Here is a 26190-nt window from a genome sequence, read left to right as displayed (position 1 = left end):
GCAAGTCATCCTTTGCTTTTGGAAAGAAGTCGAACTCAGTGAAGCTTGCCGCGCGCGAGCAGCGTCGGGCCGTAGCTGAGGGCGAAGCCGAGGAAGGCGACGGACCAGCCGAGCGCCGCGACATGCAGCAGCGGATCGCTCCAGGCCGGCGCCAGCGCTGCGCCGATCCGCGCCGCCACCGCGACCAGCGCGGCCAGGTACACCGCCTGCGTCGCCGGCGAGGCTTGCAGCTTCTGCCCGGTGTGGCCGAGCGACGCGCGGGTCATCACCGCCAGCGTCATGATGCCGGCACCGCCGACCATCCAGGCATGAATGCCGGCGCTGGCGGGCGCCAGTCCGAACGCCGCGCAGGCACCGAGCAGGAAGCCGAGCGGCACGAACAAGTAACCGACATGCAGCACCAGCAGCAGCCGGTCGCGCAGCGTGCGATCACCGGCCCAGCGCGCCAGCCGCACCAGATGCAGCACACCGGCCATCGCCAGCGCCGATCCGGTAAGCGCGCCTTCCGGCCACGCGATCCACAGCAGCAGCGTCGCGGCGCTGAAGCCGAGGATCACCATGTCGACCTTGTTGAACGGCACCGGCAGCCGGCCGGGATTCTCGCGCACCAGCCAGTTGCGGGTGAAGCTCGGCGTGATGCGGCCGCCGATCAGCGCGATCAGCATGATCACCACCGCGATGCCGGCGCGGATGCCGTAATCGGCTGCTCCGTTGAAATGCGCCTCAAGGTGGAACGCGACGTTGCCGATCAGCAGAAGCGACAGCAGTGCGACGACGTTGAGGTTGCGCCAATTCTTGCCGGCCGCGATCTCGCGCGCCGCGGCGAGCGCGACCGCCAGCAGGAAACTCGCATCGACCAGCAGCGTGACCAGCCAGCCGGTGTCGGCCGAGAATATCACGCACAGCCGGCCGGCGAACCAGATCAGCACCAGGGTCAGCAGCGGCTTTCCCTGCAGCGGCAGGCGTCCGGTCCAGTTCGGGATCGCCGTGAGCAGGAAGCCGGTGATCACCGCCGGCAGATAGCCGTACAGCATCTCATGGACGTGCCAGTCACGCGGCGCGAACGCAGTCTGCAGCGTCAGCTCGCCATGATACACCGGCAGCCACAGCAGCACCGCGACGGCCGCGAACAGAGCGCCGAGCATGAAGAACGGACGAAAGCCGGCGGACAGCACGGTCCAGCCGATGTGCGAGCGCGTACGCGGCACCGGCTTGCGCTTCGGCGCGGCGGATTGGGCTGTCGTGCTGCTCATGGCGTTCACCGGATTAACCGGCGACCTTCCGCCGGCCCCTCCTGTGTAAGCCGCCGGACCGCAGCCTATTTGTGCCAGCACAAACTCGCGAACGATTGGCGGGTAACACCGCCTCAGCGTCATTGCGAGCCAACGGGTCGGCGCAAAGCGCCGCCCGATGACAGGCTCCGCGAAGCAATCCAGCTCAGTGCACTGAGCTGGATTGCTTCGTCGCTCCGCTCCTCGCAATGACGGAGGTTACGGCAGCGGCGAGACGCCGATCACGTACGGATGCAGCAGCAGCAGCGACAGCCAGGCGACGATGCCGATGCCGACGCGGAGCGGGCTGATCCTGCGAAGGTCCGGGCGGAAGCGGCCGGTGATTAGCGCGGCGAACGGCCAGAACGAAGTGCGGGCGGCGAGGCGCGCCCAGGTGTCGGCGCCGAGTTGCCGACGCTTGCGTCGATCGATGATCGTCATGCCGATGACCGCGATCAGCGCGAAGAAGCCAAACAGCACGACGTGTGCGAGGTCGCCATTCGGCACGACGTGCGCGGCGGCCCAGAGGCCGATCGCCCACAACAGTGGGTGCCGCACGACGCCGACAATGCCGGGATGCTCGGGATCGAAGTGCTTGCGCGGATCGCCGCCGAACGACAGCGGATTGGCGGCACCGACGCCGAACGCGGCGAGTTGGCAGGCCAGCGGCAGCGCTAAGTTTGGTGCCCACATCTGCCAGCGTTCGAACGGCCACAGCTCGACGAACGGCGCCCGTCCGGCCGCAACGATCAGCCACGTCAGCACGAGCAGGGACTCGATGCTGTAGGCGGCGAGGAAGCCGCCCTCGCCCAGCGCGCCGACCAGCCTCGCCCGCACCGCCGGCCGCGCCGGCAGCGCGTGGCTGAGCAGGAACAGCGCGAAGGCGGCGATGAATTCGGTCCAGCCGGTCAAGAGAGATGCCCACGTATTGCCTCACCGCGTCATTGCGAGGAGCGAAGCGACGAAGCAATCCAGCTCAGTGCATAGAGCTGGATTGCTTCGCTTCGCTCGCAATGACGGAGAGACGCGGAGACGTTTTGCTCGCCGACGATCGGCTACCGTCCCGGTTCCGACGTTGTCGCAGATCAACCTGCGGCGAACATTGCGCTCAGGGCGGACTGGGCTTCGTCTTGAATGCGCTTGAGGTGGTCGGCGCTGACGAAGCTCTCGGCGTAGATCTTGTAGACGTCCTCGGTTCCGGACGGGCGCGCGGCGAACCAGCCGTTGGCCGTGGTCACCTTGACGCCGCCGATCGACTGATTGTTGCCAGGCGCCTTGGTCAGCGTCGCGGTGACCGGTTCGCCGGCGAGTTGCTTGATACCGAGTTTCTCGGCCGTCAGCGTCTTGAACAGCGCCTTCTGCGCAGCGTTGGCGGGCGCATCGATCCGCGCGTAGAACGGCGCGCCGAGTTCGGCGGTGAGGCGCTGATAGATCTCACCCGGATCGGCCTTCATCACCGCGGTGATCTCCGCCGCGAGCAGGCCAAGGATGACGCCGTCCTTGTCGGTGGTCCACACCGTGCCGTCGCGCCGCAGGAACGAGGCGCCTGCGCTCTCCTCGCCGGCGAAGCCGAAACTGCCGCCGATCAGGCCGTCGACGAACCATTTGAAGCCGACCGGCGTTTCGACCACCTTGCGGCCGATCTTGGCGGCGACGCGATCGATCATCGCGCTCGACACCGCGGTCTTGCCGATCGCAGCGGCGGCGCCCCATTCCGGCCGATGCGCGAACAGATAGGAGATCGCCACCGACAGATAATGATTGGGATTCATCAGCCCGCTGGAGCGGGTGACGATGCCGTGGCGGTCGGCGTCGGTGTCGTTGGCGAAGGCGACGTCGAAGTCGCCGCGCATCCCGATCAGCCGTGCCATCGCATAAGGCGACGAGCAGTCCATCCGGATCTTGCCGTCCCAATCCGCCGTCATGAAGCGGAAGGTCGGGTCGACCGCGTCGCTGACGATGGTGGCGTCGATCTTGTAGCGCTCGATGATCGGCTGCCAGTAATGCACCGCCGCGCCGCCGAGCGGATCGATGCCGACCTTCACGCCGGAGGCGCGGATCGCCTCCATGTCGACGACGTTGGCGAGGTCTTCCACATAGGGCGTGACGTAGTCGCGGCGATGAACGTTGTCGGCCTTGAGCGCCCGCGCATAGGGGATGCGCTTGACGCCCTTCAGCCCGTCGGCAAGCAGCGCATTGGCCGCCTTCTCGACCACCGCGGTGATGTCGGTGTCGGCCGGGCCGCCGTTCGGCGGATTGTATTTGAAGCCGCCGTCCTCCGGCGGATTGTGCGAGGGCGTCACCACCACGCCGTCGGCGAGGCCGCTGCTGCGGCCGCGGTTGTGGGTGAGGATGGCGTGCGAGATCACCGGGGTCGGCGTGTAGCCGCCGTTCGCATCGATCATCACCTCGACGCCGTTGGCGGCGAACACTTCCAGCGCGCTCGCCAGCGCCGGCTCGGCCAGCGCGTGGGTGTCGATGCCAATGAACAACGGCCCCGTGGTGCCGGCACCGCGACGATAGTCGCACACCGCCTGGCTCACCGCGACGATGTGGTCCTCGTTGAAGGCGTTGTTGAAGGCGGAGCCGCGATGCCCGGAGGTTCCGAAAGCGACGCGCTCGCCGGGCACGCTCGGGTCCGGCTTTCCGGCGAAATAGGCGGTCACCAGCCGCGGCACGTTGACCAGTCTGTTCGGATCGATGGTCTTGCCCGCAAGCGGGCTCACGTCCCCAGCCATTTCGCACTCCATCACTCGGACCAGACGCGATCCCTCGCCTGCCCGGCCGCGGTCGTCAAGGCCGCAGCGGTTCGGTCCGACGAATACCTCGAGAAAGGCGCAACGAGGCCGCTATGGGCCCATCGCGCGTGGATCGTTGTGCAGGATCCTCGGGTCGATCGGGCTGACCTTGCTGTTGGCCGGCTCCGAGAGGAACTGGTCCAGCGTCGCCTGGATGCGCGACTTGACGCTCTCCGGCCCGCGATCGCTGAGTTCGTTATGCTGCGCCCCGGTGTCGACGATCTCGATCCCGGCCTGCTTGGCGACCTTGGAGTCCGGCAGCACGCCGGGGTCGGTCTTGAAGTGCGGGTCCTCGGATCTGAACGACAGGATCTTGGCGGCGCCCGAAGTGACGAACGGCACCCGCAGATTGTCGAGCGTCACCACCCGCCGAACCATTTCCGGATGCTGCTGGGCGAAGAACATCGAGATGTCACCGCCGTTGGAATGGCCGACCAGCGTCAGATGATCGTAGTCGGCGCCCGGCACCAGCTTCTTCAACTCGTGGATCGCGAAGAAGATGTTCTTCTCGCCGCGCTCATAGACCTTGAGCCGGCCGACATAGAGCGATCCCTGCGTTGTCATCAGCGGCGCGTCGGTCGGCAGATCGTGCTGGATGCTGGCGACCAGATAGCCGCGCGCGGCAAGCACGTTCGCAAGGAACGAGTATTCCGAGTTCTTCACGGTGTTGCCGTGGCTGACGATCGCAACCGGCAGCGTCGACAGGCCGGCTTCCGCCTTCATCTCCGCATCGCGCCGCACCGCCAGGTCGACCGCGACCGGACGGCGTCGCGCCTCGTCGTAGAAGGTCAGATTCTCATGCCGAATGGCCCAATGGCTGAAGGTAAAGTACGCCGCGGTAGCGACGGCGCTCAGTCCCAAAAGCACGGTCAAAGGTCGTTTCATCGACAATCCCTGCGGGCCCCTTTCACAGACTCCATTTGGGTCGTGACTGTAGCGCGGAAAGATCATCGTTTAGAATGAGATGGATTAAATTTTCGACAGCAGACGATCGCTGCAGTGCAAAATAACAGCCCGCCTGGCTGCGGTCTCGAGAGCTATGGCCTCAAGAGGTGAGTTCGAGTAGCAGCCGGGTGACCTGATGGGTGGTGTAGGGCTTGGGCAGGAAACGACCACCGTCCGGCAACTCGTCTCCTGACACGCGCACCCGTCCAGAGGTCGCGATGATCTGGATCGGCGGCCAGCGCCCGCGAACCGCGCGCGCGAGCTTCAACCCGTCCATCGACCCGGGAATCTGGATGTCGGTGAAGACCACGCAGATATCATCGCGCGTCTCCAGGATATGGATCGCCTCGTCTGCGGTGCTGGCTTCGAGCACGGCAAACCCAGCTTCCTGCACGATGTCGACGGCGTTCATTCGTAGAAGCGCTTCGTCTTCGACGACCAGCACGACCGGTCTGCTGCTCACCAAATCCGGCATCCTTTGACCTCTTGTTCAAGATCAATCAAAGGTTCAGCTGAGACTTCGTTCCGGGATATTCTCGCTTTCGTGGAAGTCTCGATCGCGTTCGCCGTGCCCGTCGATGCGCGCGCCGATCGACGAAGGCGGAACTCACAACAGCTTGCCGTCGGGACCGAAGAAGGGATGCGGACCTTCGAAGTCACCGATCGGGACCTGATGGCTGACGAGATCTCCGAAGCCGTCCGCCGCGAACCACGCATGCAGATGGAAGGCCGGCGGCTCGACTCGGAACGAGGGCTCGATGAGTTCGCCGAGATCGAGCGCCACGGCATGATTGGGCGCCGGGCAGATCGTCGCCGGCACGCCGGCGAACTGCGTCAGCGTGGCACGATGGACATGACCGGCTGCGATCAGCCTGACCCACGGATAGCGCTCGACGATCGTGGCGAACTCCGCCGCATTGCGCAGGTTCTGCCTGTCCATATGCCAGATGCCGGTGCGGAACGGCGGATGGTGCAGGAACAACAACGCCGGTCGCTGATCGGAGCACGACAGGATGGCGTCGAGCCATTGCAGCGTCGCCGCGTCGAGTTCGCCGTGCGGCTGCCCGGGTACGCTCGAGTCGAGCAGCACGACGTCGAGAGCGCCGACCGGCTGTAACTGATTGAGCGCACCCTCGGCCGGGAACAGCGGCTGCGCGAAGCAGCGTCGCATCAGGTCGCGAGAATCGTGATTGCCGGGGATGGCGACGAAGGGAATCGCGAGCGGCGCCAGCAATCGCGCCAGATGCGCATACTCGTCCTCGGTCGGCGTATCGGCGAGGTCGCCGGAAATCACCACGAGATCAGGCCGAGGCGCCAGTGCATTGAGCGCTGCGACGCACCGCTCCAACGCCCGTGCGGTGTCGACCTTGCCGTAAGCGAGGCTGCCGGGCGCCTTGATATGCAGGTCGGAGATCTGCGCAATCAGGATGGGCCTCTCAGTCATTGTCTTTCCCTGTCGTTTACACTGCGTCCGGCAACAGCCGGATCGCCTCCGGCGCGACCGCGAGCCCGACCATGTCGCCGGCGCGGATCGTCGTCCCGTTCGGGGCTTCGATCGTCAGCGGCTTATCGGCTGCGCCCGACACCACGACCCGCTGGCGATCGCCGATGAAGCTGACGCTGTCGACCCGGCCGGCAAGCGTCGCCGCGTCGGGCGCGACGAGGCCGATCGTCTCGGGCCGGATCATCGCGACCGCGCGAGGTCGTGTCACGCCGTCGGCCACTGCCAGAGTACCGCCCGGCAGGCGAAGCTGGCCGTCGGCGATCTCGGTTTCGAGGATATTGGCGGCGCCGACGAACTCGGCCACAAAGCGGCTGACCGGCCGAAAATAGATCTCGCGCGGCGCGCCGATCTGCGCGATCGCGCCCTTGCTCATCACCACGATGCGGTCGCCGAGCGCCATCGCTTCGGCCTGATCATGGGTGACGTAGATGGTGGTGATCCCGAGCGAGCGCAGCAGCCGGTCGAGTTCGCCGCGCAGCCGGTCGCGCAGCGCGGCGTCGAGCGCGGTCAACGGTTCGTCGAGCAGCAGCACCGCGGGCCGGATCGCCACCGCACGGGCGAGCGCGACACGCTGGCGCTGACCGCCGGAGAGCTGATCGATGCGGCGGTCTTCCAATCCAGTGATGTTGGTCAGCGCCACCAGCTCGGCGACCCGGGCGGCGCGATCCCGCTTCGCCGTGCCGCGGATCTTCAGCCCGTAGCCGATGTTCTCGGCCACCGTCATGTTGGGGAACAGTGCGTAGGATTGAAACACCATGCCGACATTGCGCTTCTCGATCGGCACCGCGGTGACGTCGGCGTTGTCGAACAGCACCCGGCCGCCGCGGTCCGGCTGTTCCAGCCCGGCGATGATCCTCAGCATCGTGGTCTTGCCGCAGCCGGACGGACCGAGCAGCACCAGCGTCTCGCCGCGCGCGATGTCCAGCGTCGCCGGTTCGAGCGCCCGCGTGCCGTCCGCAAAGGTCTTGCCACAGGCCTCGATCCGCACCGAGACGCCGTGCCCGGCATCAGCCTTCATGATTTCGGCTCCCGTTCGGCCAGCAGTTGCATCGCCACCAGCAACGGCACGATCATGATGAAGAAGATCAGCGTGTAGGCGGACGCGACTTCAAGTCGCATCGACGCGTAGCTGTCGGCGAGACCGACCGGCAGCGTCTTGGTCAGCGGCGTATGCAGCATCCAGGTGAGATTGAATTCGCCGAGCGACAGCGTCACCACCATCAGCGCGCCTGCCAGAATGCCCGGCATCGCATTCGGCACGATCACTTCGACGAAGCGCCGCAGCGGCGAGGCGCCGAGCGAGGCCGCGCCTTCGTCGAGCGTGCGGATGTCGATGGTGGCGAAAACCGCCATCACCGAGCGCACCATGAACGGCATGGTGAAGACCACATGGCCGGCGAGAATGAACAGCCAGGAGCGACGGAATGCGCCGAAGCCGCCATAGGCCAGCAGCAGCGCCAGCGCAATCGCCAGCCCCGGAATCGCCAGCGGCAGAGTGATCACTTCCTCGACCAGCCGCGACAGCCGGCCGCCGCGGACATGCAACGCGTAGGCCGCGGGCACGCCGACCACCAGCGTCACCGCGAGCGTCGCGAGCGCGATCACGAACGACAACCCGATCGTGTCGGCATAAAGCTCCCAGACCTGCGCGACCCATTGCAGCGTCAGCCCCGACGAGATGCCGCGAAAGTAATTCACCGTGACGCCGGCGGAAATCGACAGCAGCGCCGGCACAACCAGGAACGCCGCGACCAGCAGCGTGAACAGCAATTGAGCCGTGAAGATCAGGCGATCACGCATCGGCTAGCCGGTCGCCGCGACGGTGCCGCCGCTGAGCGAGCGCGCCAGCGCCAGCATCGCCCAGGAGATCAGGCCGAGCCCGACCGACAGCGACGCGGCGGTGGCGAAGTTCGCCGCCAGGGTGAACTCGGTGTAGATCAGCATAGGCAACACATCGATATTCGTCGCCAACGTGAAAGCCGTGCCGAACGCACCCATGGCGGTCGCAAACGCGATCGCGCCGGAGGCGATGAAGGCCGGCACCAGCGCCGGCAGCACGACGTCGCGCTGCACTGCCCAAGGGCTGGCGCCGAGCGAGCGCGCCGCCTCCTCGAGGCCGCGATCGAGCTTCTGCACCGCCGCCATGATGGTGAGGATCACCCGCGGGATCGAGAAGTATAGATAGCCGAGGAACAGGCCCCAGATCGAATAGGCGAACACCAGCTTGGTGCCGGTGACGAGGCGCGTCAGATCGCCGATCACGCCCTGCCGCCCTGCGAGCAGGATGATCAGGAAGCCGATCACCACCCCGGGAAACGCCAGCGGAAAGGTCAGCATCGCCACCAGCACGGCGCGGCCGGGGAATCGATGCCGCTGCAGGAAGATGGCCGCAATGGTGGCGATCACCAACGTCGCCAGCGTGGTCGCGGTGGCGAGCAACACGGTGTTGATCAGCGTCGCGCGATAGCGCGGCTCCAGCACGATCGCCAGATAGCCGGCCACGCCCTGCGGTCCTTCGGCGCCGACCACGATCAGCTTGGCCATCGGCAGGAGGAAGAACGCTGCAGTCAGGACCAGCAGAGGCGACAGGCAGGCCAGCGAGAAAGATCGCTGCGACATCAGACGCGGACGCCCCGGCCGGCAGTCTCCGGAGCAATCTTCATCGTCAACGGACCTCCGCCAGATAGCGGTCGGTGAACGCCTTCTGCGCCGCTTCCATCTTGGCCCAATCGACACTCTTGGCGCGCGCGTAATCGCTGTCCGGCAGGAACTTCGCCTTGACCTCGGCCGGCAGTTCGATCGGCCGTGCCGGGCGCAGATAAGCGTTGGTCCAAATCGCCTGCCCCTTGTCCGACAGCAGATAGTCCATCACCTTCTTGGCCTTGTCGGCGTCGGGCGCATCCTTCACCAGCGACACCACATAGGGAAACACCACCGAGCCCTCGCACGGGATCACGAAGGCGAAATTGCCCTTCTCGGTGTACTTCGCCCGATAGGCGTTGAAGTCGTAGTCGAGCAGGATCGGAATTTCGCCCGACACCACGCGCGCATAGGACGTCTGCTTCGGCACGATCGCCTCGTTGCCGTGCAGGCCTTTGAAGAAGGTGATCGCCGGCGAGAAGTCGGCATCGCTGCCGCCGAGCGCGAGATTGACGGCGACGGCGCCGACGAATCCGACCGCGGCAGACGGCGGATCGAGATAACCGACCATGCCCTTGTAGTCGGACTTCAGCAGGTCCTTCCAGCAGGCGGGCACCGGCTTGCCGCCGAGCGCGTCGACGTTGACGAACAGGCCGAGCGTGCCGGAGTGGATCGCCGTCCAGTCGCCGTCGGGATCCTTCAGGCCGGCGGGAACTTCGTCCCAGTGCTCCGGCTTGTACGGCTGCGTCACACCCTGCGATTTCGCCTTGATACCGAAATTGACGCCGAAATAGCCGATGTCGGCGACCGGATTGGCCTTCTCGGCGAGCAGTTGCGACAACGCCTGGCCGGAATTCTTGTTGTCGAACGGGATGTCGTAGCCGAGATCGACCTTGACCGCCTTCAGCATCGACGCCCAGTCGGCCCATTGCGGCGGACAGTTGTAGCAGATCACGTCGGCGGCCTTCGCCGGCGCCGCAACGGTGATCAGCGACAGCGCGAACAACGCCGAAGCGAGACGAACAAGCCTCATGATGGTCCCCGAATGAGCAGGTCGAAGAAGGTCGCCCGTGGCGGCATGCGCTTCACCTATCGGCGGTAGATGACAGGTTTGCGACGAGAGCAGGCAGGCTCCGGACCGATTACCGCGCGGGCATCCGGCTGGCTCTAACGGAACTTTCGAACGAACACGAAATTGGTTTTCGAACCCGGGGTCGGGATGCCGCGACGATGCGTCGCGTGCGGACGCGACGTCGCGCCCGCCGCCCGGGGATCACGTCACTGCAATCGAAGCCTGTGCGGACATCGTCGCCGGGCGCCCAGCCAGCGAGGGACTGAAGCAATGCCGATGTCAGCGAAGACCAACGCGTGCCGGCCGTGGGACGACGAGCAGGTCGAGCGCCTCAAGGAACTGATCGCCAGCGGAGCTTCGGCCGTCCGTGCCGCCGCGGCCCTGAAGCGAGCGCGATCGTCGGTTCAAGTGAAGGCCCGCAAGCTGGGCATGCCGTTTATGGCGAGTCGAGACGTCAAGCGCCTGCGGGATGCCAAGATCGCGGCGGCAGAGAGCGCGCCGCTCCGGGCAACGTCTCCCCAGCCGAGCGAGCGGTAAAGGCCGCTGAGCAGACGTCACCATCATCGCGCATCCAACGACCGCGCATCGACCTGCATCAGCTATCTGCCCGACACGCACCGAATTAGTCCGACTAACTGCATCCAGTTACCTCTAGCCAAAAGGCTAGTCTCGCCAACGATTAGCATTCAATTTTTTTGCGGCGAATACACAGAATTCAGCACATACTTGAGCCGGCTGATGCCGCCAAAACGAATCAATTGGAAAGGCACCTGCAAAGCAGGTGGAAGGGTAACCCAATGCAATACTGGATCATTGCATTTACTGCCGCGCTGGTCGTGGTGATCGGCTATGCTGCCGGCCCCGTGGGCGCGGTCATTTCGCTGCTCGCCTTCGCGGGCTCCTTGTACTTGATGTGGGCTCGCAGGCTCGGCTTCGTCGGCGCATGGTCGCGGTTCGGGCTGGATCGTTTCACCGCACCGTTCTGGAAGGGCGAGAACTGGGAGCGCTTCAACGGCCTGTTCGCCGACGGTGAGAGCGTCGTGAAGGCGGCTACCATCGCGGTTGCGCTCATCGCGCTGTCGCTGGTGCTGCCGGCGAGTCAGGTCGGACTGATCGCGCTCGCAGTCGCAGCCTGGTACGCCTTCGAAGTCTATCGCAGCCAGCGACCGCTGGTGCGCCCGGCCGGCGCCATCGAGTCGAAGCCGGTTGCCGAGCAGGTGATCTACAGCTCCGCTCCGCGCGAACCGGCCAAGATGAACTGAAGCCATCGCCACGGACAAAGAGTAACGGCGGCGGGTTCCACTCGCCGCCGTTTTGCTTTTTAGCAGGCGGCCTAGCCATGCGGATTGCATATCATTTAGGCAAATGAACAAGCATTGTATGCAACATGCAATTCCGCGCCAGCGGGAGGTCAGCGCTCTCATTCCAATATTTTCCTTTAAGAACAGAAGCTTGCCAGTCAGTTCGCGCCGCTAGCCCGCTCTGGCATGAAGCTTGCGAAACTGGTTCCGAGATCGCCCTCGTGCCTCGGAGCCATTCATGAAGCGTCGCGACTTCCTCAAATCCGCCACTGCCCTCGCCGCCGGTGCCATGGTGCCCGCGCCGGCGATCTGGTCGGCCGCCAAGGCCGATGCCCGGTCGGAGTCCCTGCTGGTGGTCTCGGAAAGCGGACCGAACAATCTCGACATCCACGGCGTCGGCACCAACGTGCCGGGCTACGAGGTGTCGTGGAATTGCTACGACCGGCTGATCACCCACGAGATGAAGGAAGGCCCCGGCGGCGTCCCCTACTACGACAAGGACAAGTTCAAGGGCGAACTCGCCGACGACATGGTGATCGGCGACATGTCGGCGACCTTCAAGCTGAAGAAGAACGCCACCTTCCAGGACGGCACGCCGGTCACCGCCAAGGACGTCAAGTGGTCGCTCGATCGCTCGGTCAGCGTCGGCGGCTTCCCGACCTTCCAGATGAGCGCCGGCTCGCTGACCAAGCCCGAGCAGTTCGTGATCGTCGACGACCACACCGTGCGGGTCGACTTCCTGAAGAAGGACCGGCTGACGATCCCGGATCTCGCGGTGATCGTGCCCTGCGTCGTCAACTCCGAACTGGTGAAGAAGAACGCCAGCGAGAAGGATCCGTGGGGCCTCGAATACACCAAGCAGAACACCGCCGGCTCCGGCGCGTATCGCGTGGTGAAGTGGACCGCCGGCACCGAAGTGATCATGGAGCGCAACGACAAGTGGGTCGGCGGCCCGCTGCCGAAAATCAAGCGCGTGATCTGGCGGATGGTGCCGCAGGCCGGCAACCGCCGCGCGCTGCTGGAGCGTGGCGATGCCGACATCTCCTACGAACTGCCGAACCAGGACTTCGCCGAGATGAAGCGCGACGGCAAGGTCAACGTGGTGTCGCTGCCGATCAGCAACGGCATCCAGTATCTCGGCATGAACGTCACCCAGCCGCCGTTCAACAATCCGAAGGTGCGCGAGGCGGTGGCCTATGCGGTACCGTATCAAAAGATCATCGACGCGGTGATGTTCGGCCTCGCCAACCCGATGTTCGGCGCCGCCGCCGACAAGGCGACCGAAGTGAAATGGCCGCAGCCGACCAAGTACAACACCGACATGGCCAAGGCCAAGGCGCTGATGGCGGAAGCCGGCTACGCGAACGGCTTCGACACCACGCTGTCGTTCGACCTCGGCTTCGCCGGCGTCAACGAGCCGATGTGCATCCTGATCCAGGAGAGCCTGGCGCAGATCGGCATCCGCTGCACCATCAACAAGATCCCGGGCGCCAATTGGCGTACCGAGCTGAACAAGAAGGTGATGCCGCTCTACGTCAACATCTTCTCGGGCTGGCTCGATTATCCGGAATACTTCTTCTACTGGTGCTATCACTCCGGCAAGTCGATCTTCAACACCATGGGCTACGACTCGCCCGAGATGGACAAGCTGATCGACTCGTCCCGCATCGCCGCGGCGACCGGCGACACCGCGACCTACGACCGCGACGTCAAGGGCTTCGTCGACCTCGCTTTCACCGACATCCCGCGCGTGCCGCTGTACCAGCCCTATCTCAACGTCGCGATGCAGAAGAACGTCTCCGGTTTCGCTTACTGGTTCCACCGCCGGCTCGACTACCGGACAATGGTGAAGGGGTGACGCCTCCTCCCTCTCCCGCTTGCGGGAGAGGGTCGGGGTGAGGGCGACGCAGGCACAGTGCCTGGGGACCCCCACCCTCGCCCCCCTCCCCGCAAGGGAGAGGGGAGCCGATCCACTGATACTTTGGCCGTGACTACGTTCGTGAGGCTCTGACCCAATGCTCACCCTGATCGGCAAGCGCCTGATGTTCGCGATCCCGAGCCTGGTCGGCGTCGTGATCGTGACCTTTCTGCTGACCCGCGCCCTGCCCGGCGATCCGGCCGCTTACTTCGCGGGCCCTGCGGCCAGCAAGGAGGCGATCGAACAGATCCGCAGCAAGCTGGGGCTCGACAAATCGCTGCCTGAGCAGTTCGTCCGCTACACCACGGAGCTGGCGCAAGGCGATCTCGGCCAGTCGCTGACCACCGGCCAGCCGGTCGCCACCGAGATCCGCAACCGCCTGCCCGCATCGGCCGAGCTGACGCTGCTCGGCCTTGCGATCGCCATCGTCATCGCCATTCCGCTCGGCATCATGGCGGCGACGCGACCGGGGTCGTGGATCGACCATCTGTGCCGCGTCACCACGACCGCAGGCGTCTCGCTGCCGGTGTTCTTCACCGGCCTGCTGCTGGTCTATGTGTTCTACTTCAAGCTCGGGTGGGCGCCGGCGCCGCTCGGCCGGCTCGACGTGTTCTACAGCGCCCCGACCGCGGTGACGGGCTTCTATCTGATCGACAGCCTGATCGCGCGGGACTTCGAGACCTTCCGCTCGGCGCTGAGCCAGCTGCTGCTGCCGGCGGCGACGCTCGCTGTCTTCTCGCTGGCGCCGATCGCCCGCATGACGCGCGCCTCGATGCTGGCGATCCTGGCGTCCGATTTCGTCCGCACCGCGCGCGCCAGCGGTCTGTCGCCGCGCAAGGTGACGATGACCTACGCGTTCCGCAACGCGATGCTGCCGGTGATCACCACGCTCTCGATGGTGTTCTCGTTCCTGCTCGGCGCCAACGTGCTGGTCGAGAAGGTGTACGCCTGGCCCGGCATCGGCTCCTACGCGGTCGAGGCGCTGATCGCCTCGGACTTCGCGCCGGTGCAGGGCTTCGTGCTGACCATGGCGGTGATGTACGTGCTGCTCAATCTGGTGATCGATATTCTCTACGGCGTCATCGACCCGCGCGTGCGGCTGGAAGGCTAGGAGCATGACCATGACCAGCGTCGCCCCTCCCCTCGGCGAGACCTCGGCCACCCGACCGGCGCGCCGCTCTGCGCTGAGAGATTTGCTGGCGCACACGCGCTACGTGCTCGGCGACAACCGGGTCACCGCTTTCGCCTTCGGGCTCCTGGTCCTGATCGTATTCGCCGCGCTGTTCGGCCCGTACCTCGTGCCGTTTGACCCGCTGGCCAGCAACACCGCACAGGCGCTGAAGCCGCCGTCGGCGACGAACTGGTTCGGCACCGACCAGCTCGGCCGCGACATCTTCAGCCGCGTTGTAGTCGCCACCCGGCTTGACCTCTTCATCGCCGTCGCCTCGGTCGTGCTGGTCTTCCTGATGGGCGGCCTCGCCGGCATCGCAGCCGGTTATTTCGGCGGCTGGACCGACCGCATCGTCGGCCGCATCGCCGACACGATCATGGCATTCCCGCTGTTCGTGCTGGCGATGGGCATCGTCGCCGCGCTCGGCAACACCGTGCAGAACATCATCATCGCCACCGCGATCGTCAACTTCCCGCTCTACGCCCGCGTCGCCCGCGCCGAAGCCAATGTCCGCCGCGACGCCGGCTTCGTGATGGCGGCGCGGCTGTCGGGCAACAGCGAGATGCGGATCCTGCTGGTGCATATCCTGCCGAACATCATGCCGATCATGATCGTGCAGATGTCGCTGACGATGGGCTACGCCATCCTCAACGCCGCCGGCCTGTCCTTCATCGGCCTCGGCGTCCGCCCGCCGACCGCCGAATGGGGCATCATGGTCGCCGAAGGCGCGAGCTTCATGGTCTCCGGCGAATGGTGGATCGCGCTGTTCCCCGGCCTCGCGCTGATGATCGCCGTGTTCTGCTTCAACCTGCTCGGCGACGGCCTGCGCGACATTTTCGATCCGCAGCGGAGGACGTGAGGGATGTTAGTATCAACCGCTTCTATCACCCCGCGCAACCCCGTCATGGCCGGGCTTGACCCGGCCATCCATCCTACTGCGCAAGATCATCTTGCGAAGACGATGGACCGCCGGGTCAAGCCCGGCGGTGACAGCTACCAGGTGGAGATGCCGCGATGACCACCCAACCCCTCCTCGAAGTCCGCGACCTCACCGTCGAGTTCGCCACTCGCCGCGGCATCGTCAAGGCGGTGCAGCATGTCGATATCAGCGTCGGCAAGGGCGAGACGCTGGCGATCGTCGGCGAAAGCGGCTCCGGCAAATCGGTGACGTCCTACGCGGTGATGCGCATCCTCGACCGCGCCGGCCGGATCGCCGAGGGCTCGGTGATGTTCGGCGGCATCGACATCAAGGCGGCCAGCGAGAAGGAGATGCGGGACCTGCGCGGCCGCGAGATCTCGATGATCTTCCAGCATCCGCGCGCCGCGCTCAACCCGATCCGCAAGGTCGGCGACCAGATCGAGGACGTGCTGCGCCAGCACGTGCAATCGACGTCGACCGACCGCGGCGAGAAGGCGATTGCCGCACTGGAGGCGGTGAAGATCGCGCGGCCGCGCGAGCGCTATCACGCTTATCCGTTCCAGCTGTCGGGCGGCATGTGCCAGCGCGTGGTGATTGCCCTGGCGCTGGCCTGCAATCCGCAACTCCTGATCGCCGACGAGCCGACCACCGGCCTCGACGTCACCACCCAGAAGGCGGTGATGGACCTGATCGTCGAACTGACGCGGAGCCGCGGCCTGTCGACCATCCTGATCACCCACGACCTCGGCCTTGCCGCTGCCTACTGCGACCGCGTGGTGGTGATGGAGAAAGGCCGCGTCGTCGAGACCGCCCTCGCCGCCGAGATCTTCGCCAACCCGCAGCACCCTTATACGAAGAAACTGATGCGCGCGACGCCGCGGCTCGGCGTTGGGCTGCGGGATCTGCTGCCGGAGGGCGAGGGATCGACTGTTCTCACCCGGATCGCCGACGTGACCTCTCCCCGCGCGCGGGGAGAGGTCGACGCGCGCAGCGCGTCGGGTGAGGGGGCGCCTCCGCGAGTCGCGGCGCTCGGCCCTGTGGAGACGCCCCCTCACCCCAGCCCTCTCCCCGCAAGCGGGGAGAGGGAGACAGCGACTCCCCTCCTCGTCGTCGAAAAGCTCGTCAAGGAATATCCGCGCCAGGGCGCCACGGCGACGTTGAGCCGGCTGTTCTCACGCGGGCCTGCCGTGGAGCCCGACGCCTTCCGCGCGGTCGACGGCGTCAGCTTCCAGGTCGGCCATGGCGAGAGCGTCGGGCTGGTCGGCGAGTCCGGCTGCGGCAAGTCGACCACCTCGATGATGGTGATGCGGCTGCTGGATCAGACCTCGGGACGGATCACCTTCGACGGCGAGGAGATCGGCGCCATCCTGCCACAACGCTTCGCGCGGCTGCCGCAGCGTAAAGCGATCCAGATGGTGTTTCAGGATCCGACCGACAGCCTCAACCCGCGCTTCACCGCCGCGCGCGCGATCGCCGACCCGATCATGCAGCTCGGCGACATCAAGGGCAGCGTCGCGCTGCGGGCGCGCTGCGAGGAACTGGCCACCCAGGTCGGCCTGCCGCTGGATCTGCTCGACCGCTTCCCGCACCAGCTCTCCGGCGGCCAGAAGGCCCGCGTTGGCATCGCCCGCGCCATCGCGCTGAAGCCCAAGCTGATCATCCTGGACGAGCCGACCGCGGCGCTCGATGTCTCGGTGCAGGCGGTGGTGCTGAATCTGTTGCAGGATCTCAAGCAATCAATGGGGATGAGCTATCTGTTCGTGTCGCACGACCTCAACGTCGTGCGCCTGCTGTGCGACCGCGTCATCGTGATGCGTGCCGGCCGGATCGTCGAACAGGGCACCAGCGAGCAGGTGCTGGGCAATCCGCAGGACGCCTACACCCGCGAACTCCTCACCGCCATCCCGCACCCGCCGCTGCCGGTGACGTGATGGAATTGAGCATTGCATTTCCCCGTCATTCCGGGGCGCGCCCCTTGGCGCGAGCCCGGAATCCATACTCACTGTCAGGGGTTAGGGATTCCGAGCTCGCCGCTCCGCGGCGCCCCGGAATGACGAACTCTCATACTCAGCATGAGGCCTCGCTTTGACTGATCCCCTCGACTCCTACATCGACGCCGTCGGCTCGGCCCTCGGCCTCACGATCGATCCCGCCTGGAAACCCGCGGTGCGCGCTAATCTCGAGGTGTCGCTGAAGCTGGCGCGGCAGGTCGACGAGTTCGCGTTGCCGGACGAGACCGAGCCGGCGAGCGTGTTCAGTGCCTGAGGTGACCGCCGAGATGTCCAGCGACTGGATGACCGCCGCCGAGACCGCCGCTGCGGTCAGGGCCAAGACCATGACCGCCCTGGAAGCCACCGAAGCCGCTCTGGCGCGGATCGGCAAGGCCGACGCCACGCTCAATGCCTTTACCGACGTCGTGGCCGAGCGCGCGCGCAAACGGGCGCTGGAAATCGACGCCGCGCTGGCCCGTGGCGAGAGCGTCGGACCGCTGGCCGGCGTGCCGTTTGCCGTCAAGAACCTGTTCGATGTCGAAGGACTTACCACGCTGGCGGGCTCGAAGATTAATCGCGATCTCCCACCGGCGAAACGAGACGCGACGTTGATCGAGCGCCTCGAAGCCGCCGGCGCGGTGCTGATCGGCGCGCTCAACATGGGCGAATACGCCTACGATTTCACCGGTGAGAACATCCACGACGGCCCGTCGCGCAATCCGCACGATCCGGCGCGGATGACGGGTGGCTCCTCTGGCGGCTCCGGCGCCGCGGTCGGCGGTGGCGAGGTGCCGCTGGCGCTCGGTTCGGATACCAACGGTTCGATCCGGGTCCCGTCGTCGTTCTGCGGCATCTTCGGGCTGAAGCCGACCTATGGCCGGCTGCCGCGCAGCCGCTCGTTTCCGTTCGTCGCCAGCTTCGATCACCTCGGCCCGTTCGCCCGCAGCACCGAGGACCTCGCTTTGGCCTATGACGCGATGCAGGGCCCTGACGCGGGCGATGCCGGCTGCGCGGTGCGGTCCCTCGAACCGGTCCACGCGTTGCTGGCAAAGGGCGTCGACGGGCTGCGCATCGCACGCGCCGGCGGTTACTTCGCGCAGAACCTGTTTCCGGAAGCGCGCGAGGCCGTCGATCGCGTCGCGAAGGCGCTGGCTGTCAGCAAGACCGTCGAGCTGCCCGAGGCCGCGCGGGCCCGCGCCGCGGCTTATGTGATGACCACCGTCGAAGGCGCCTCGCTGCATCTCGACCGGCTGCGGCAGCGGCCGAATGATTTCGACCCGGCGGTGCGCGACCGGCTGATCGCCGGTGCGATGATCCCGGCCCCGCTGGTCGATCGCGCGCAGAAATTCCGACGCTGGTATCGTGCTCGGGTGCTCGAACTGTTCAGGGACGTCGACGTGATCATCGCACCGGCGACGCCGTGCACGGCGCCGAAGCTGGGGCAGCAGACCTTCGTGTTGGACGGCGTCGAACTGCCGGTGCGCGCCAATATCGGCATTCACACCCAGCCGATCTCGTTCATCGGCCTGCCCGTCGTCGCCGTGCCGATCCCGCTCGAGCCGCTGCCGATCGGTATCCAGATCATCGCCGCGCCGTGGCGCGAGGACATCGCGTTGCGCGTCGCTTACGCGCTCGAACAAGCCGGCGTCGCCCGCGCGCCGCGCCCGAAGGAATTCTGAGATGGAACTCGATCTGCCCGACGTGCTGGCCGAAGTCAGCGCAGCCTTCGCCCGCTACGAGACCGCGCTGGTGACCAACGACGTCGCCGTGCTCGGTGAGCTGTTTCGCAACGATCCGCGCACGCTGCGCTATGGCGGCGGCGAAAACCTCTACGGCTACAACGAGATCCAGAATTTCCGCTCGGCGCGCTCGCCGGTCGGGCTGATGCGTAAGACGGCACGTACGGTGATCACCAGCTACGGCCGCGATACCGCCGTCGCATCGACGCTGTTCTATCGCGACAACGCGCCCGGCAAGGTCGGCCGGCAGATGCAGACCTGGATCCGCTTTCCGGAAGGCTGGCGCATCGTTGCCGCCCATGTCAGCGTCATCGACGAGCCGCCGGCGTCGCCATGAGACTTGATCCGCCTGCTCCCGGACTGAGCCCTCCGCCGCAAACGCTGGCGGCCGCGCCGAAGCAGCCGGCAGCGGCGATCGGCAAGACGACGCGTGCCGAGGAGTTGCGCCGCCAGCTCGCGGACGAGATCGTGCGCGGTGTGCTGACGCCCGGCGCGGCGCTCGACGAGACGGAAATCGCCAAGCGATTCAACGTCTCGCGGACGCCAGTGCGGGAGGCGTTGCGCCAGCTGGTCGCGAGCGGCCTCGTGGAATCCCGCCCGCATCATGGTGCGGTGGTGGCGCGGCCGTCGTTTGAGCGGCTCACCGGGATGTTCGAGGCGATGGCCGAGCTCGAGGCGATGTGCGCCGGCTTCGCAGCCGAGCGGATGTCGCCGCTGGAGCGCCGCGACCTCGAAGCGATCCATGCCGAACTGCGGCTCTTGAGCCACCAGGGCAATCCGGAGCGCTTTCACGAAATGAACGAGCGCTTCCACAACGCGATCTATGCCGGTTCGCACAACGACTACATCGCCGAGATCACGCTTGCGACGCGGGTGCGGGTGCAGCCGTTTCGCCGCGCGCAGTTTCGCAATCTCGGGCGGCTGGCGAAGTCGCATGCCGAGCACGACCGCGTCGTCGTCGCGATCATGCGCGGCGATCGCACGGGCGCGGCGGCCGCGATGCGCGGCCACATCGAGCTGGTGCGCGACGAATACGAAATCTACGCCGTCTCGGTCTAAGCGGAGTACCACGTGACTGAAACCATTGCCGAAATCCTCGCCGCCCATCGCGCCGGCACGACCACGCCGGCGCAGACGATCGCGCGCTGTTACCAGCGGATTCGCGCGCATGGCGATCCGGCGATCTTCATCACGCTGCGCGACGAAGCCGATGCGATCGCCGAAGCCGTCGCGCTCGCCGCCAAGGACCCGTCGCTGCCGCTGTATGGCGTGCCGGTGGCGGTAAAGGACAATATCGACGTCGCAGGACTCCCCACGACGGCGGCTTGCCCGGCATTTGCGTACCAGCCAGCGCAGGATTCCACCGCTGTGGCGCGGCTGCGGGCGGCTGGGGCGATTATCATTGGCAAGACCAATCTCGATCAGTTCGCCACCGGGCTGGTCGGCGTGCGTTCGCCTTACGGGATACCGCGCAATGCGATGCGGGCCGATCTGGTACCAGGCGGATCGAGTTCGGGATCGGCGGTAGCCGTCGGCGCCGGCCTGGTGCCGTTGTCGCTGGGGACAGATACCGCCGGCTCCGGCCGCGTGCCGGCGATGTTGAACAATATCATCGGGTTGAAACCGAGCCTCGGTCTGATCTCGAGCACCGGCCTGGTGCCGGCGTGCCGAACGCTCGACTGTATTTCGGTGTTCGCGCTGACCGTCGACGATGCGGTCGCGGCGTTGCGGGTATTGGGCCACCCCGACGCGAGCGATGCGTATTCGCGTGAGCGGCCGGTCGGGGCGCTGACGGCGATCCCGGAGGGGCTGAAACTCGGTGTCCCGCGCCAAAGCCAATTGCAATTCTTTGGCGACAAGCAGGCCGAACAGGCCTTCGACGACGCGCTGAAACGTTGTGGCAAACTTGGGGCAGCGCTGATCGAGGTCGATATCGAGCCGCTTTATGAAACTGCGAGGCTTTTGTACGAAGGCCCCTGGATCGCCGAACGCTATCTGGCGATCCGGGAGCTGATCGACTCCAATCCCGACGCCGTGCACCCGGTCACGCGGCAGATCACGCTCGGCGGCAAGACGGTCAGCGCGGCCGATACCTTCGCGGCGCTGTACCGGCTGCAGGCGCTGCGCAAGATCGCGGACCAGACCTTCGCCGGCTTCGACGCCCTGGTACTGCCGACCGCGCCGACCACCTACACGGTCGAGCAGGTGCTCGCCGATCCGATCACGCTCAACAGCCGGCTCGGGACCTACACCAACTTCGTCAACCTGCTGGACCTGTGCGGACTCGCGGTGCCGGCCTCGATCGGCGCGGACGGGCTGCCGTTCGGCATCACGCTGCTGGCACCGGGCGGCCGCGACGCGGAGCTCGCCAGTATCGGCCGCATCTTCCATGCCGACACCGCGTTGCCGCTCGGCACGACCGGGAAATCGCAGCCGCCTCTCGCTGCGCTGCAGCCCGTGGCGAACACCGACGAGATCAATATCGCAGTGGTCGGCGCGCATCTCTCGGGGATGGCACTGAACGGCGAACTGACCTCGCTCGGCGGCCGGCTCGCTGCCACCACCGCGACGGCTCCGGACTACAAGCTCTATGCGCTCAGCGGCACGGTGCCGCCGAAGCCCGGCATGCTACGCGTCGCGCCCGGCGCGGGTGCGGCGATCGCGCTCGAAGTGTGGGCGCTGTCGGCGTCGGCATTCGGCCGCTTCGTCGCCGCGATCCCGCAGCCACTGTCGATCGGCACGATCACGCTGGCGGACGGGACAAAGGTCAAAGGCTTCCTGGTCGAACCGGCCGCGCTCGACGGCGCGCGCGACATCACCCATTTCGGCGGCTGGCGCGCCTACATGGCCGACCTCGCCAAAGCGGGTTGATGGAGTAGTTAGCAAGCGGAGAGGCAGCGGCTCAGGGGGCATTGCTTACTTGATGCGCTACCGCCCTCTGCGCCTGCACTGAGTCCTCATCCTGAGGAGCCCGGCGAAGCCGGGCGTCTCGAAGGATGAGGCCACGCCGAATTTGTGGCCCATGGTTCCAGACGACGCTTCGCGCCTCCTCACCATGAGGTTGTGTTTGTGGCCTCTTCAGCTCGCGGGTTCTGTTTCTGTTAGCAACAGAACCGCTCCAGCGCGGCCTCGAGATTTGCTCGGCTTACAGTGACCACTTCGCCGGGTCGGCCTCTTTCTGCTTGTAGATCGTGCCGGCGAAGTCGACGTGCAGCTCGGTCCACGGGCCGCGGCCCTGCCGCGCCAGCACTTCGAAATGCTTCGGCTTGCGCTGCGGCTCGCCCTTCGGGCTCCAGCCGGCATCCTTGACGGCCGCAAGCACGCGGTCCGGATTGGCCGGCACGTCGGGATGATGATGACCCGGCGGATGGTGCGGCTTCTTGTGATGGATCAGCACGGCGTCGCGGCCCTGCGCGGCGATCCGCGTCACCTTGATTTCGGAAGGACGGCGTTCGCCCTCGATCATCACGTGCAGGCCGGCGCTGAGCGGAAAGGCATCCGCGCCCTTCGGGCCGAGATCTGCGAGGTGGGTTTCGCCTTGTGCTTCGAGCGTGAAGCGATGAGCGAAGACGTGCTGAATTACGCCCGAGAGGGCGATATTGTCGTGGTGCGGCATCATTTTCTCCGTAGAGCGCCCAACCGCGGGCGCACCCCAGAGCTAGGAAAGCCGTTTGTCACGAACAAGGCGAAGCGACGGAACCGCGTGCACGAAATCGCGAGCACATGACGAAGCTGTTAGTTAGAGCGGTTTCATCGTGTGATTGAGACGATCGGACCTTTCCGAATGCACTGAGTCCTCATCCTGACGAGCCCGGCAAAGCCGGGCGTCTCGAAGGATGGGGCCACGCATTCCCTGCGTCACATGGTTCGAGACGGCGCTACGCGCCTCCTCACCATGAGGTTGTGCGTGTGGCAGGTGGTACTGATCTTCCGCTCTGATTCTATGAAAAGCAGAGGTGCTGCAGAGTGTCAGCGCGTGATCCGATCAGCGGTAGTACAATTCCTGATTGCGTCGCTCGAGCTCGTTCGAATACGTCCGCAGCACGTGCGCTTCGCTGACGGTGCCGACGACGCGGCGGTCCTGCGCGTTGTCGACCACCACAAGCAAATCGACTTCGCTGCGATCGAACGCGGCCAGCATGTCGCGGATGCTGGTGCCCGGAAACAGAAATTGATCGTGCTGCTGCGCGATGCTCGCCAGCGTCGCATCGCCAGGCGCGGCGATATCGTGGAACTCGGGCGATCCGACGACGCCCGCATAGCGGCCTTCGGTGTCGAGCAGCACCAGATGCTTGACGCGCCCCGGCGGAAACAGTTTCTGCGCCTCGCCCAGCGTCAGGTCGGCGCGCGCGGTGTCGAAATCGGTGCGCATCAGCGTGACGGCGCAGATCTGGTCGACCCAGCCGACGTCCTGCGGCCCGCGGATCGCCTCGCCGCGCAGGTGGAAGCGCCAGGTGGCGAAGCTGTAGCCGAACAGTTCGCGCACGATCATCGCGCTGACCGACGCGGCGACAATGCCGCCGACCGTCACCGAAAAATCGCCGGTGAGTTCGAGCGCGAGACAGATCATACTGAACGGCGCGCCGAGCACGCCGGTCGCGACCGCCACCATGCCGGCGACGGCGGCCGTGCCGGGCTGCAGCGCCACCTCGGGAAAGATCGGGCCGAGCACCGTGCTGTAGAGCTGCCCGACCAGCGCGCCGAGCATCAGCGAGGCGAAGAACAGACCGCCGCGATAGCCGGCGCCGAGCGAGATCGCCGACGCCGCCGTCTTCAGCAGCAGCGTGGTGGCCAGCATCAGCCAAGTCGGATTGCTGAGCAGCAGGAGCTGCATGGCGCCGTGGCCGGAGCCGAGCACGGTTGGGGTCAGCATCGCCAGGCCGCTCAGCAGCAACGCCCCGACGACGAAGCGCAGCGCGCCGCGCAACACGCTCAGCCGCTGGAACGCCCGCTCGGAGAACGCCACCGTCAACATCACCACGATGCTGAACAGCGCGCCCAGCACGCCGATCACCATGATCTGGCCGATCATCTCGACCGAGACCGGGGACGGCTCGCCGGGCACCACCAGAAACGACGGATGCACCAGCTGCCGCATCACCAGCCAGGCCGCGACCGAGCTGGCGATCACCGGAACGAGGCCCGCCGCCGTGTAGGCGCCGAGCACGACCTCGAAGGCGAAGAACGCGCCGGCCAGCGGCGCTGTGAACGCCGCGCTGATCGCCCCGGCGGCGCCGCAGGCGACCAGCAGCCGCATGTCGGCGCGCCGCGCCGCCAGGCGCCGGCCGATCTGCGAGCTGAAGGCCGCGCAGATCTGGGTGTAGCCGGCTTCCAGACCGACCGACGCGCCGCAGCCGTTGGACAGCAGCGTCTGCAGCGAAATCAGCAGGCTGCCGCGCATCGACACCCGGCCGCCATACAGCGCGTTGGCCTCGATGGCGTCGGCGAGCTGGCCCTTGAAGCGCTTGACGTAAAACACGCTGATGATCGCCAGCAGGATGCCGCCGCACAGCGGCACCAGCACGACGCGCTGCCACGGGATCACGCCGTTGGCGCTGAGGCGCGTGCCGTAGGGAATGCTGAACAGCACGGCGTGGGCTAATTCGCTGGCGTGCCAGATGATCGCCACCAGAAGCCCCGACAGCAGGCCGATCACCACCGCGACCAGCACCAGCCCGATCTCGCGATTGCGGACGAAATTCCGGATGCCGGCCGGCAGCCGCCAAGGCCCCGGCGCCGCCGAGGCGGAGGCGCTGCCGGAAACCGCGGGGGCCTCCGGGGGCGCGACGACGCTCATCGATCGCCCTCGCCTGTCACGACCCTCATCAACAACATCACGCGTGGCACATCACTGCGGGGAGATCCTGGTGGAGACACGGATGTGGGCCGGCCGCGGCGAACCCGACCGAAGCCAGCTTCTACCCGCTGATCCGAGCGGCCGCCAGCGCAGAGCTGGCAACCGCTTCCAGACCCATCGTTTTGTTCGATTTTCGTGACTTTGGCTGTATGGTCCAAACACATCTTGAGGAGGACCGGAATGCGGCGCAGAGCGGTGGTCGGCGTGATCGGCAACGCCCATCTCGTCGATAATCGATTTGCCGTCCAGCATGTCGGCGAGCGCAATTTGCGCGCGGTGTCCGAGGTGGCCAACGCGCTGCCGCTGATGTTCGCTGCGTGTTCGGAAATCACCGAGATCGAGGAGTTGCTCGACATCGTCGATGGCATCCTGCTGACCGGCGGCCGCGCCAACGTGCATCCGACCCATTTCAACACCGAGCCCAATCCGAAGCACGAGCCCTATGACGAGGCCCGCGACGGCCTCGCGCTGCAGTTGGTGCGGACGTGCGTCGATCGCGGCATCCCGCTGCTCGGCATCTGCCGCGGCCTGCAGGAGATGAACGTCGCGTTCGGCGGCTCGTTGCATCCGGAGATCCGCGAGATTCCCGGCCGGATGAACCACCGTATGCCGCGGCTGGAGAACGGCGAAATCCACCCCGACGCCACCGTGGTGTTCGCCGATCGCCACGACGTTCGGCTCAAGCCGGACGGCGTGTTCTCGAAACTGTTCGGCCGCGACGTCGTCCGGGTGAATTCGCTGCACGGCCAGGGCATTCTCGAACCCGGCGGCCGCGTGGTGATCGAAGGCATCGCCGAGGACGGCACCATCGAGGCGATCCGTATCGAAGGCGCCCCCGGCTTCGCGCTCGGCGTGCAATGGCACGCCGAATACGACCCGCAGCACAACCCGATCAACCGCGCCATCTTCCTCGCCTTCGGCGAAGCGCTCCGCGCCTATCAGCTGAGCCGGCAGCAGCCGGTGAGTTTGCGGAAGTCGGGGTGAGGTCGACGGCCTGGCTCTGAAGGCGCCTCGTTCGCTTTCATTCCGTCATGGCCGGGCTTGTCCCGGCCATCCACGTTTGT

General features: G+C 66.2%; 24 protein-coding genes. 12 read left to right on the top strand and 12 right to left on the bottom strand.

The window, feature by feature from the left end; genetic code table 11:
• Positions 1–35 precede the first annotated feature (35 nt).
• The 10 genes from IP86_RS07600 to IP86_RS07555 all read right to left on the bottom strand — a co-directional run bounded on the left by IP86_RS07600 (position 36) and on the right by IP86_RS07555 (position 10191).
• Positions 36–1253 carry an NnrS family protein gene (locus tag IP86_RS07600; RefSeq protein ID WP_054161909.1) on the bottom strand — a complete coding sequence of 406 codons (1218 nt, stop codon included), beginning with the start codon at positions 1251–1253 and terminating at the stop codon, positions 36–38.
• Positions 1254–1490: 237 nt separating this feature from the next.
• Positions 1491–2183 (bottom strand): NnrU family protein, encoded by a 693-nt coding sequence (locus IP86_RS07595; protein WP_054161908.1) that lies wholly within the window; start codon positions 2181–2183, stop codon positions 1491–1493.
• Positions 2184–2356: 173 nt separating this feature from the next.
• Complete coding sequence (pgm, locus tag IP86_RS07590) at positions 2357–4009, bottom strand: phosphoglucomutase (alpha-D-glucose-1,6-bisphosphate-dependent) (protein ID WP_054161907.1); 1653 nt, start codon at positions 4007–4009, stop codon at positions 2357–2359.
• Positions 4010–4120: 111 nt separating this feature from the next.
• Positions 4121–4954, bottom strand: a complete 834-nt coding sequence (locus IP86_RS07585) for an alpha/beta fold hydrolase (RefSeq protein ID WP_054161906.1) — start codon at positions 4952–4954, stop codon at positions 4121–4123.
• A gap of 160 nt (positions 4955–5114) precedes the next feature.
• On the bottom strand, positions 5115–5489 hold the full coding sequence (locus IP86_RS07580; protein WP_197279686.1) for a response regulator: 375 nt from the start codon (positions 5487–5489) through the stop codon (positions 5115–5117).
• A 132-nt stretch (positions 5490–5621) separates the two neighbouring features.
• Positions 5622–6458, bottom strand: coding sequence for a phosphodiesterase (locus IP86_RS07575; protein ID WP_054161905.1), 837 nt, complete (start codon positions 6456–6458; stop codon positions 5622–5624).
• A 16-nt stretch (positions 6459–6474) separates the two neighbouring features.
• The gene (locus IP86_RS07570; protein ID WP_054161904.1) at positions 6475–7536 is read right to left on the bottom strand and encodes an ABC transporter ATP-binding protein; all 1062 of its coding nucleotides are present in this window, start codon (positions 7534–7536) and stop codon (positions 6475–6477) included.
• Complete coding sequence (locus IP86_RS07565) at positions 7533–8318, bottom strand: ABC transporter permease (protein WP_054161903.1); 786 nt, start codon at positions 8316–8318, stop codon at positions 7533–7535. The genes IP86_RS07570 and IP86_RS07565 overlap by 4 nt, the downstream gene beginning before the upstream one ends.
• A 3-nt stretch (positions 8319–8321) precedes the next feature.
• Positions 8322–9137, bottom strand: a complete 816-nt coding sequence (locus tag IP86_RS07560; protein ID WP_054161902.1) for an ABC transporter permease — start codon at positions 9135–9137, stop codon at positions 8322–8324.
• A gap of 46 nt (positions 9138–9183) precedes the next feature.
• Entirely contained in the window at positions 9184–10191 is a 1008-nt protein-coding gene (locus tag IP86_RS07555) for an ABC transporter substrate-binding protein (protein ID WP_054161901.1), read from the bottom strand.
• Between the two features lie 315 nt (positions 10192–10506).
• Between IP86_RS07555 and IP86_RS07550 the strand changes: the two genes are divergently transcribed.
• The 11 genes from IP86_RS07550 to atzF all read left to right on the top strand — a co-directional run bounded on the left by IP86_RS07550 (position 10507) and on the right by atzF (position 22140).
• Positions 10507–10767, top strand: a complete 261-nt coding sequence (locus IP86_RS07550) for a hypothetical protein (RefSeq protein ID WP_245290564.1) — start codon at positions 10507–10509, stop codon at positions 10765–10767.
• Between the two features lie 260 nt (positions 10768–11027).
• Entirely contained in the window at positions 11028–11492 is a 465-nt protein-coding gene (locus IP86_RS07545) for a hypothetical protein (RefSeq protein WP_054161899.1), read from the top strand.
• A gap of 277 nt (positions 11493–11769) precedes the next feature.
• Complete coding sequence (locus tag IP86_RS07540; protein ID WP_054161898.1) at positions 11770–13389, top strand: ABC transporter substrate-binding protein; 1620 nt, start codon at positions 11770–11772, stop codon at positions 13387–13389.
• A gap of 157 nt (positions 13390–13546) precedes the next feature.
• Complete coding sequence (locus tag IP86_RS07535; RefSeq protein WP_054161897.1) at positions 13547–14560, top strand: ABC transporter permease; 1014 nt, start codon at positions 13547–13549, stop codon at positions 14558–14560.
• 10 nt (positions 14561–14570) lie between these two features.
• The gene (locus IP86_RS07530; RefSeq protein WP_054161920.1) at positions 14571–15479 is read left to right on the top strand and encodes an ABC transporter permease; all 909 of its coding nucleotides are present in this window, start codon (positions 14571–14573) and stop codon (positions 15477–15479) included.
• A gap of 155 nt (positions 15480–15634) precedes the next feature.
• Entirely contained in the window at positions 15635–17470 is a 1836-nt protein-coding gene (locus tag IP86_RS07525) for a dipeptide ABC transporter ATP-binding protein (protein ID WP_054161896.1), read from the top strand.
• Positions 17471–17624: 154 nt separating this feature from the next.
• Positions 17625–17804 (top strand): DUF4089 domain-containing protein, encoded by a 180-nt coding sequence (locus tag IP86_RS07520; protein WP_054161895.1) that lies wholly within the window; start codon positions 17625–17627, stop codon positions 17802–17804.
• Positions 17805–17832: 28 nt separating this feature from the next.
• Positions 17833–19209: an AtzE family amidohydrolase gene (locus IP86_RS07515; RefSeq protein ID WP_054161919.1), complete on the top strand. Its 1377-nt coding sequence runs from the start codon at positions 17833–17835 to the stop codon at positions 19207–19209.
• A gap of 1 nt (position 19210) precedes the next feature.
• Entirely contained in the window at positions 19211–19606 is a 396-nt protein-coding gene (hpxZ, locus tag IP86_RS07510; protein ID WP_054161894.1) for an oxalurate catabolism protein HpxZ, read from the top strand.
• Positions 19603–20328: a GntR family transcriptional regulator gene (locus IP86_RS07505; protein WP_082363880.1), complete on the top strand. Its 726-nt coding sequence runs from the start codon at positions 19603–19605 to the stop codon at positions 20326–20328. The genes hpxZ and IP86_RS07505 overlap by 4 nt, the downstream gene beginning before the upstream one ends.
• Positions 20329–20340: 12 nt before the next feature.
• Positions 20341–22140 (top strand): allophanate hydrolase, encoded by a 1800-nt coding sequence (gene atzF / locus IP86_RS07500; protein WP_054161893.1) that lies wholly within the window; start codon positions 20341–20343, stop codon positions 22138–22140.
• 274 nt (positions 22141–22414) lie between these two features.
• On the opposite strand, the gene IP86_RS07495 is transcribed toward atzF, so the two are convergent.
• Complete coding sequence (locus IP86_RS07495; protein WP_054161917.1) at positions 22415–22885, bottom strand: hypothetical protein; 471 nt, start codon at positions 22883–22885, stop codon at positions 22415–22417.
• Between the two features lie 369 nt (positions 22886–23254).
• The gene (locus IP86_RS07490; protein WP_054161892.1) at positions 23255–25066 is read right to left on the bottom strand and encodes a chloride channel protein; all 1812 of its coding nucleotides are present in this window, start codon (positions 25064–25066) and stop codon (positions 23255–23257) included.
• A 240-nt stretch (positions 25067–25306) separates the two neighbouring features.
• On the opposite strand from IP86_RS07490, the gene IP86_RS07485 reads away from it, so the two are divergent.
• A complete protein-coding gene (locus IP86_RS07485; protein WP_054161891.1) occupies positions 25307–26110 on the top strand; it encodes a gamma-glutamyl-gamma-aminobutyrate hydrolase family protein in 804 nt (267 codons plus the stop codon).
• Positions 26111–26190 lie beyond the last annotated feature (80 nt).

Origin of the sequence: Rhodopseudomonas sp. AAP120, from assembly GCF_001295845.1 — a bacterium.
Lineage (GTDB): Bacteria > Pseudomonadota > Alphaproteobacteria > Rhizobiales > Xanthobacteraceae > Rhodopseudomonas.
Note: the sequence above shows the minus strand (reverse complement) of the source record. Positions and strands in the feature narration are given on the sequence as shown.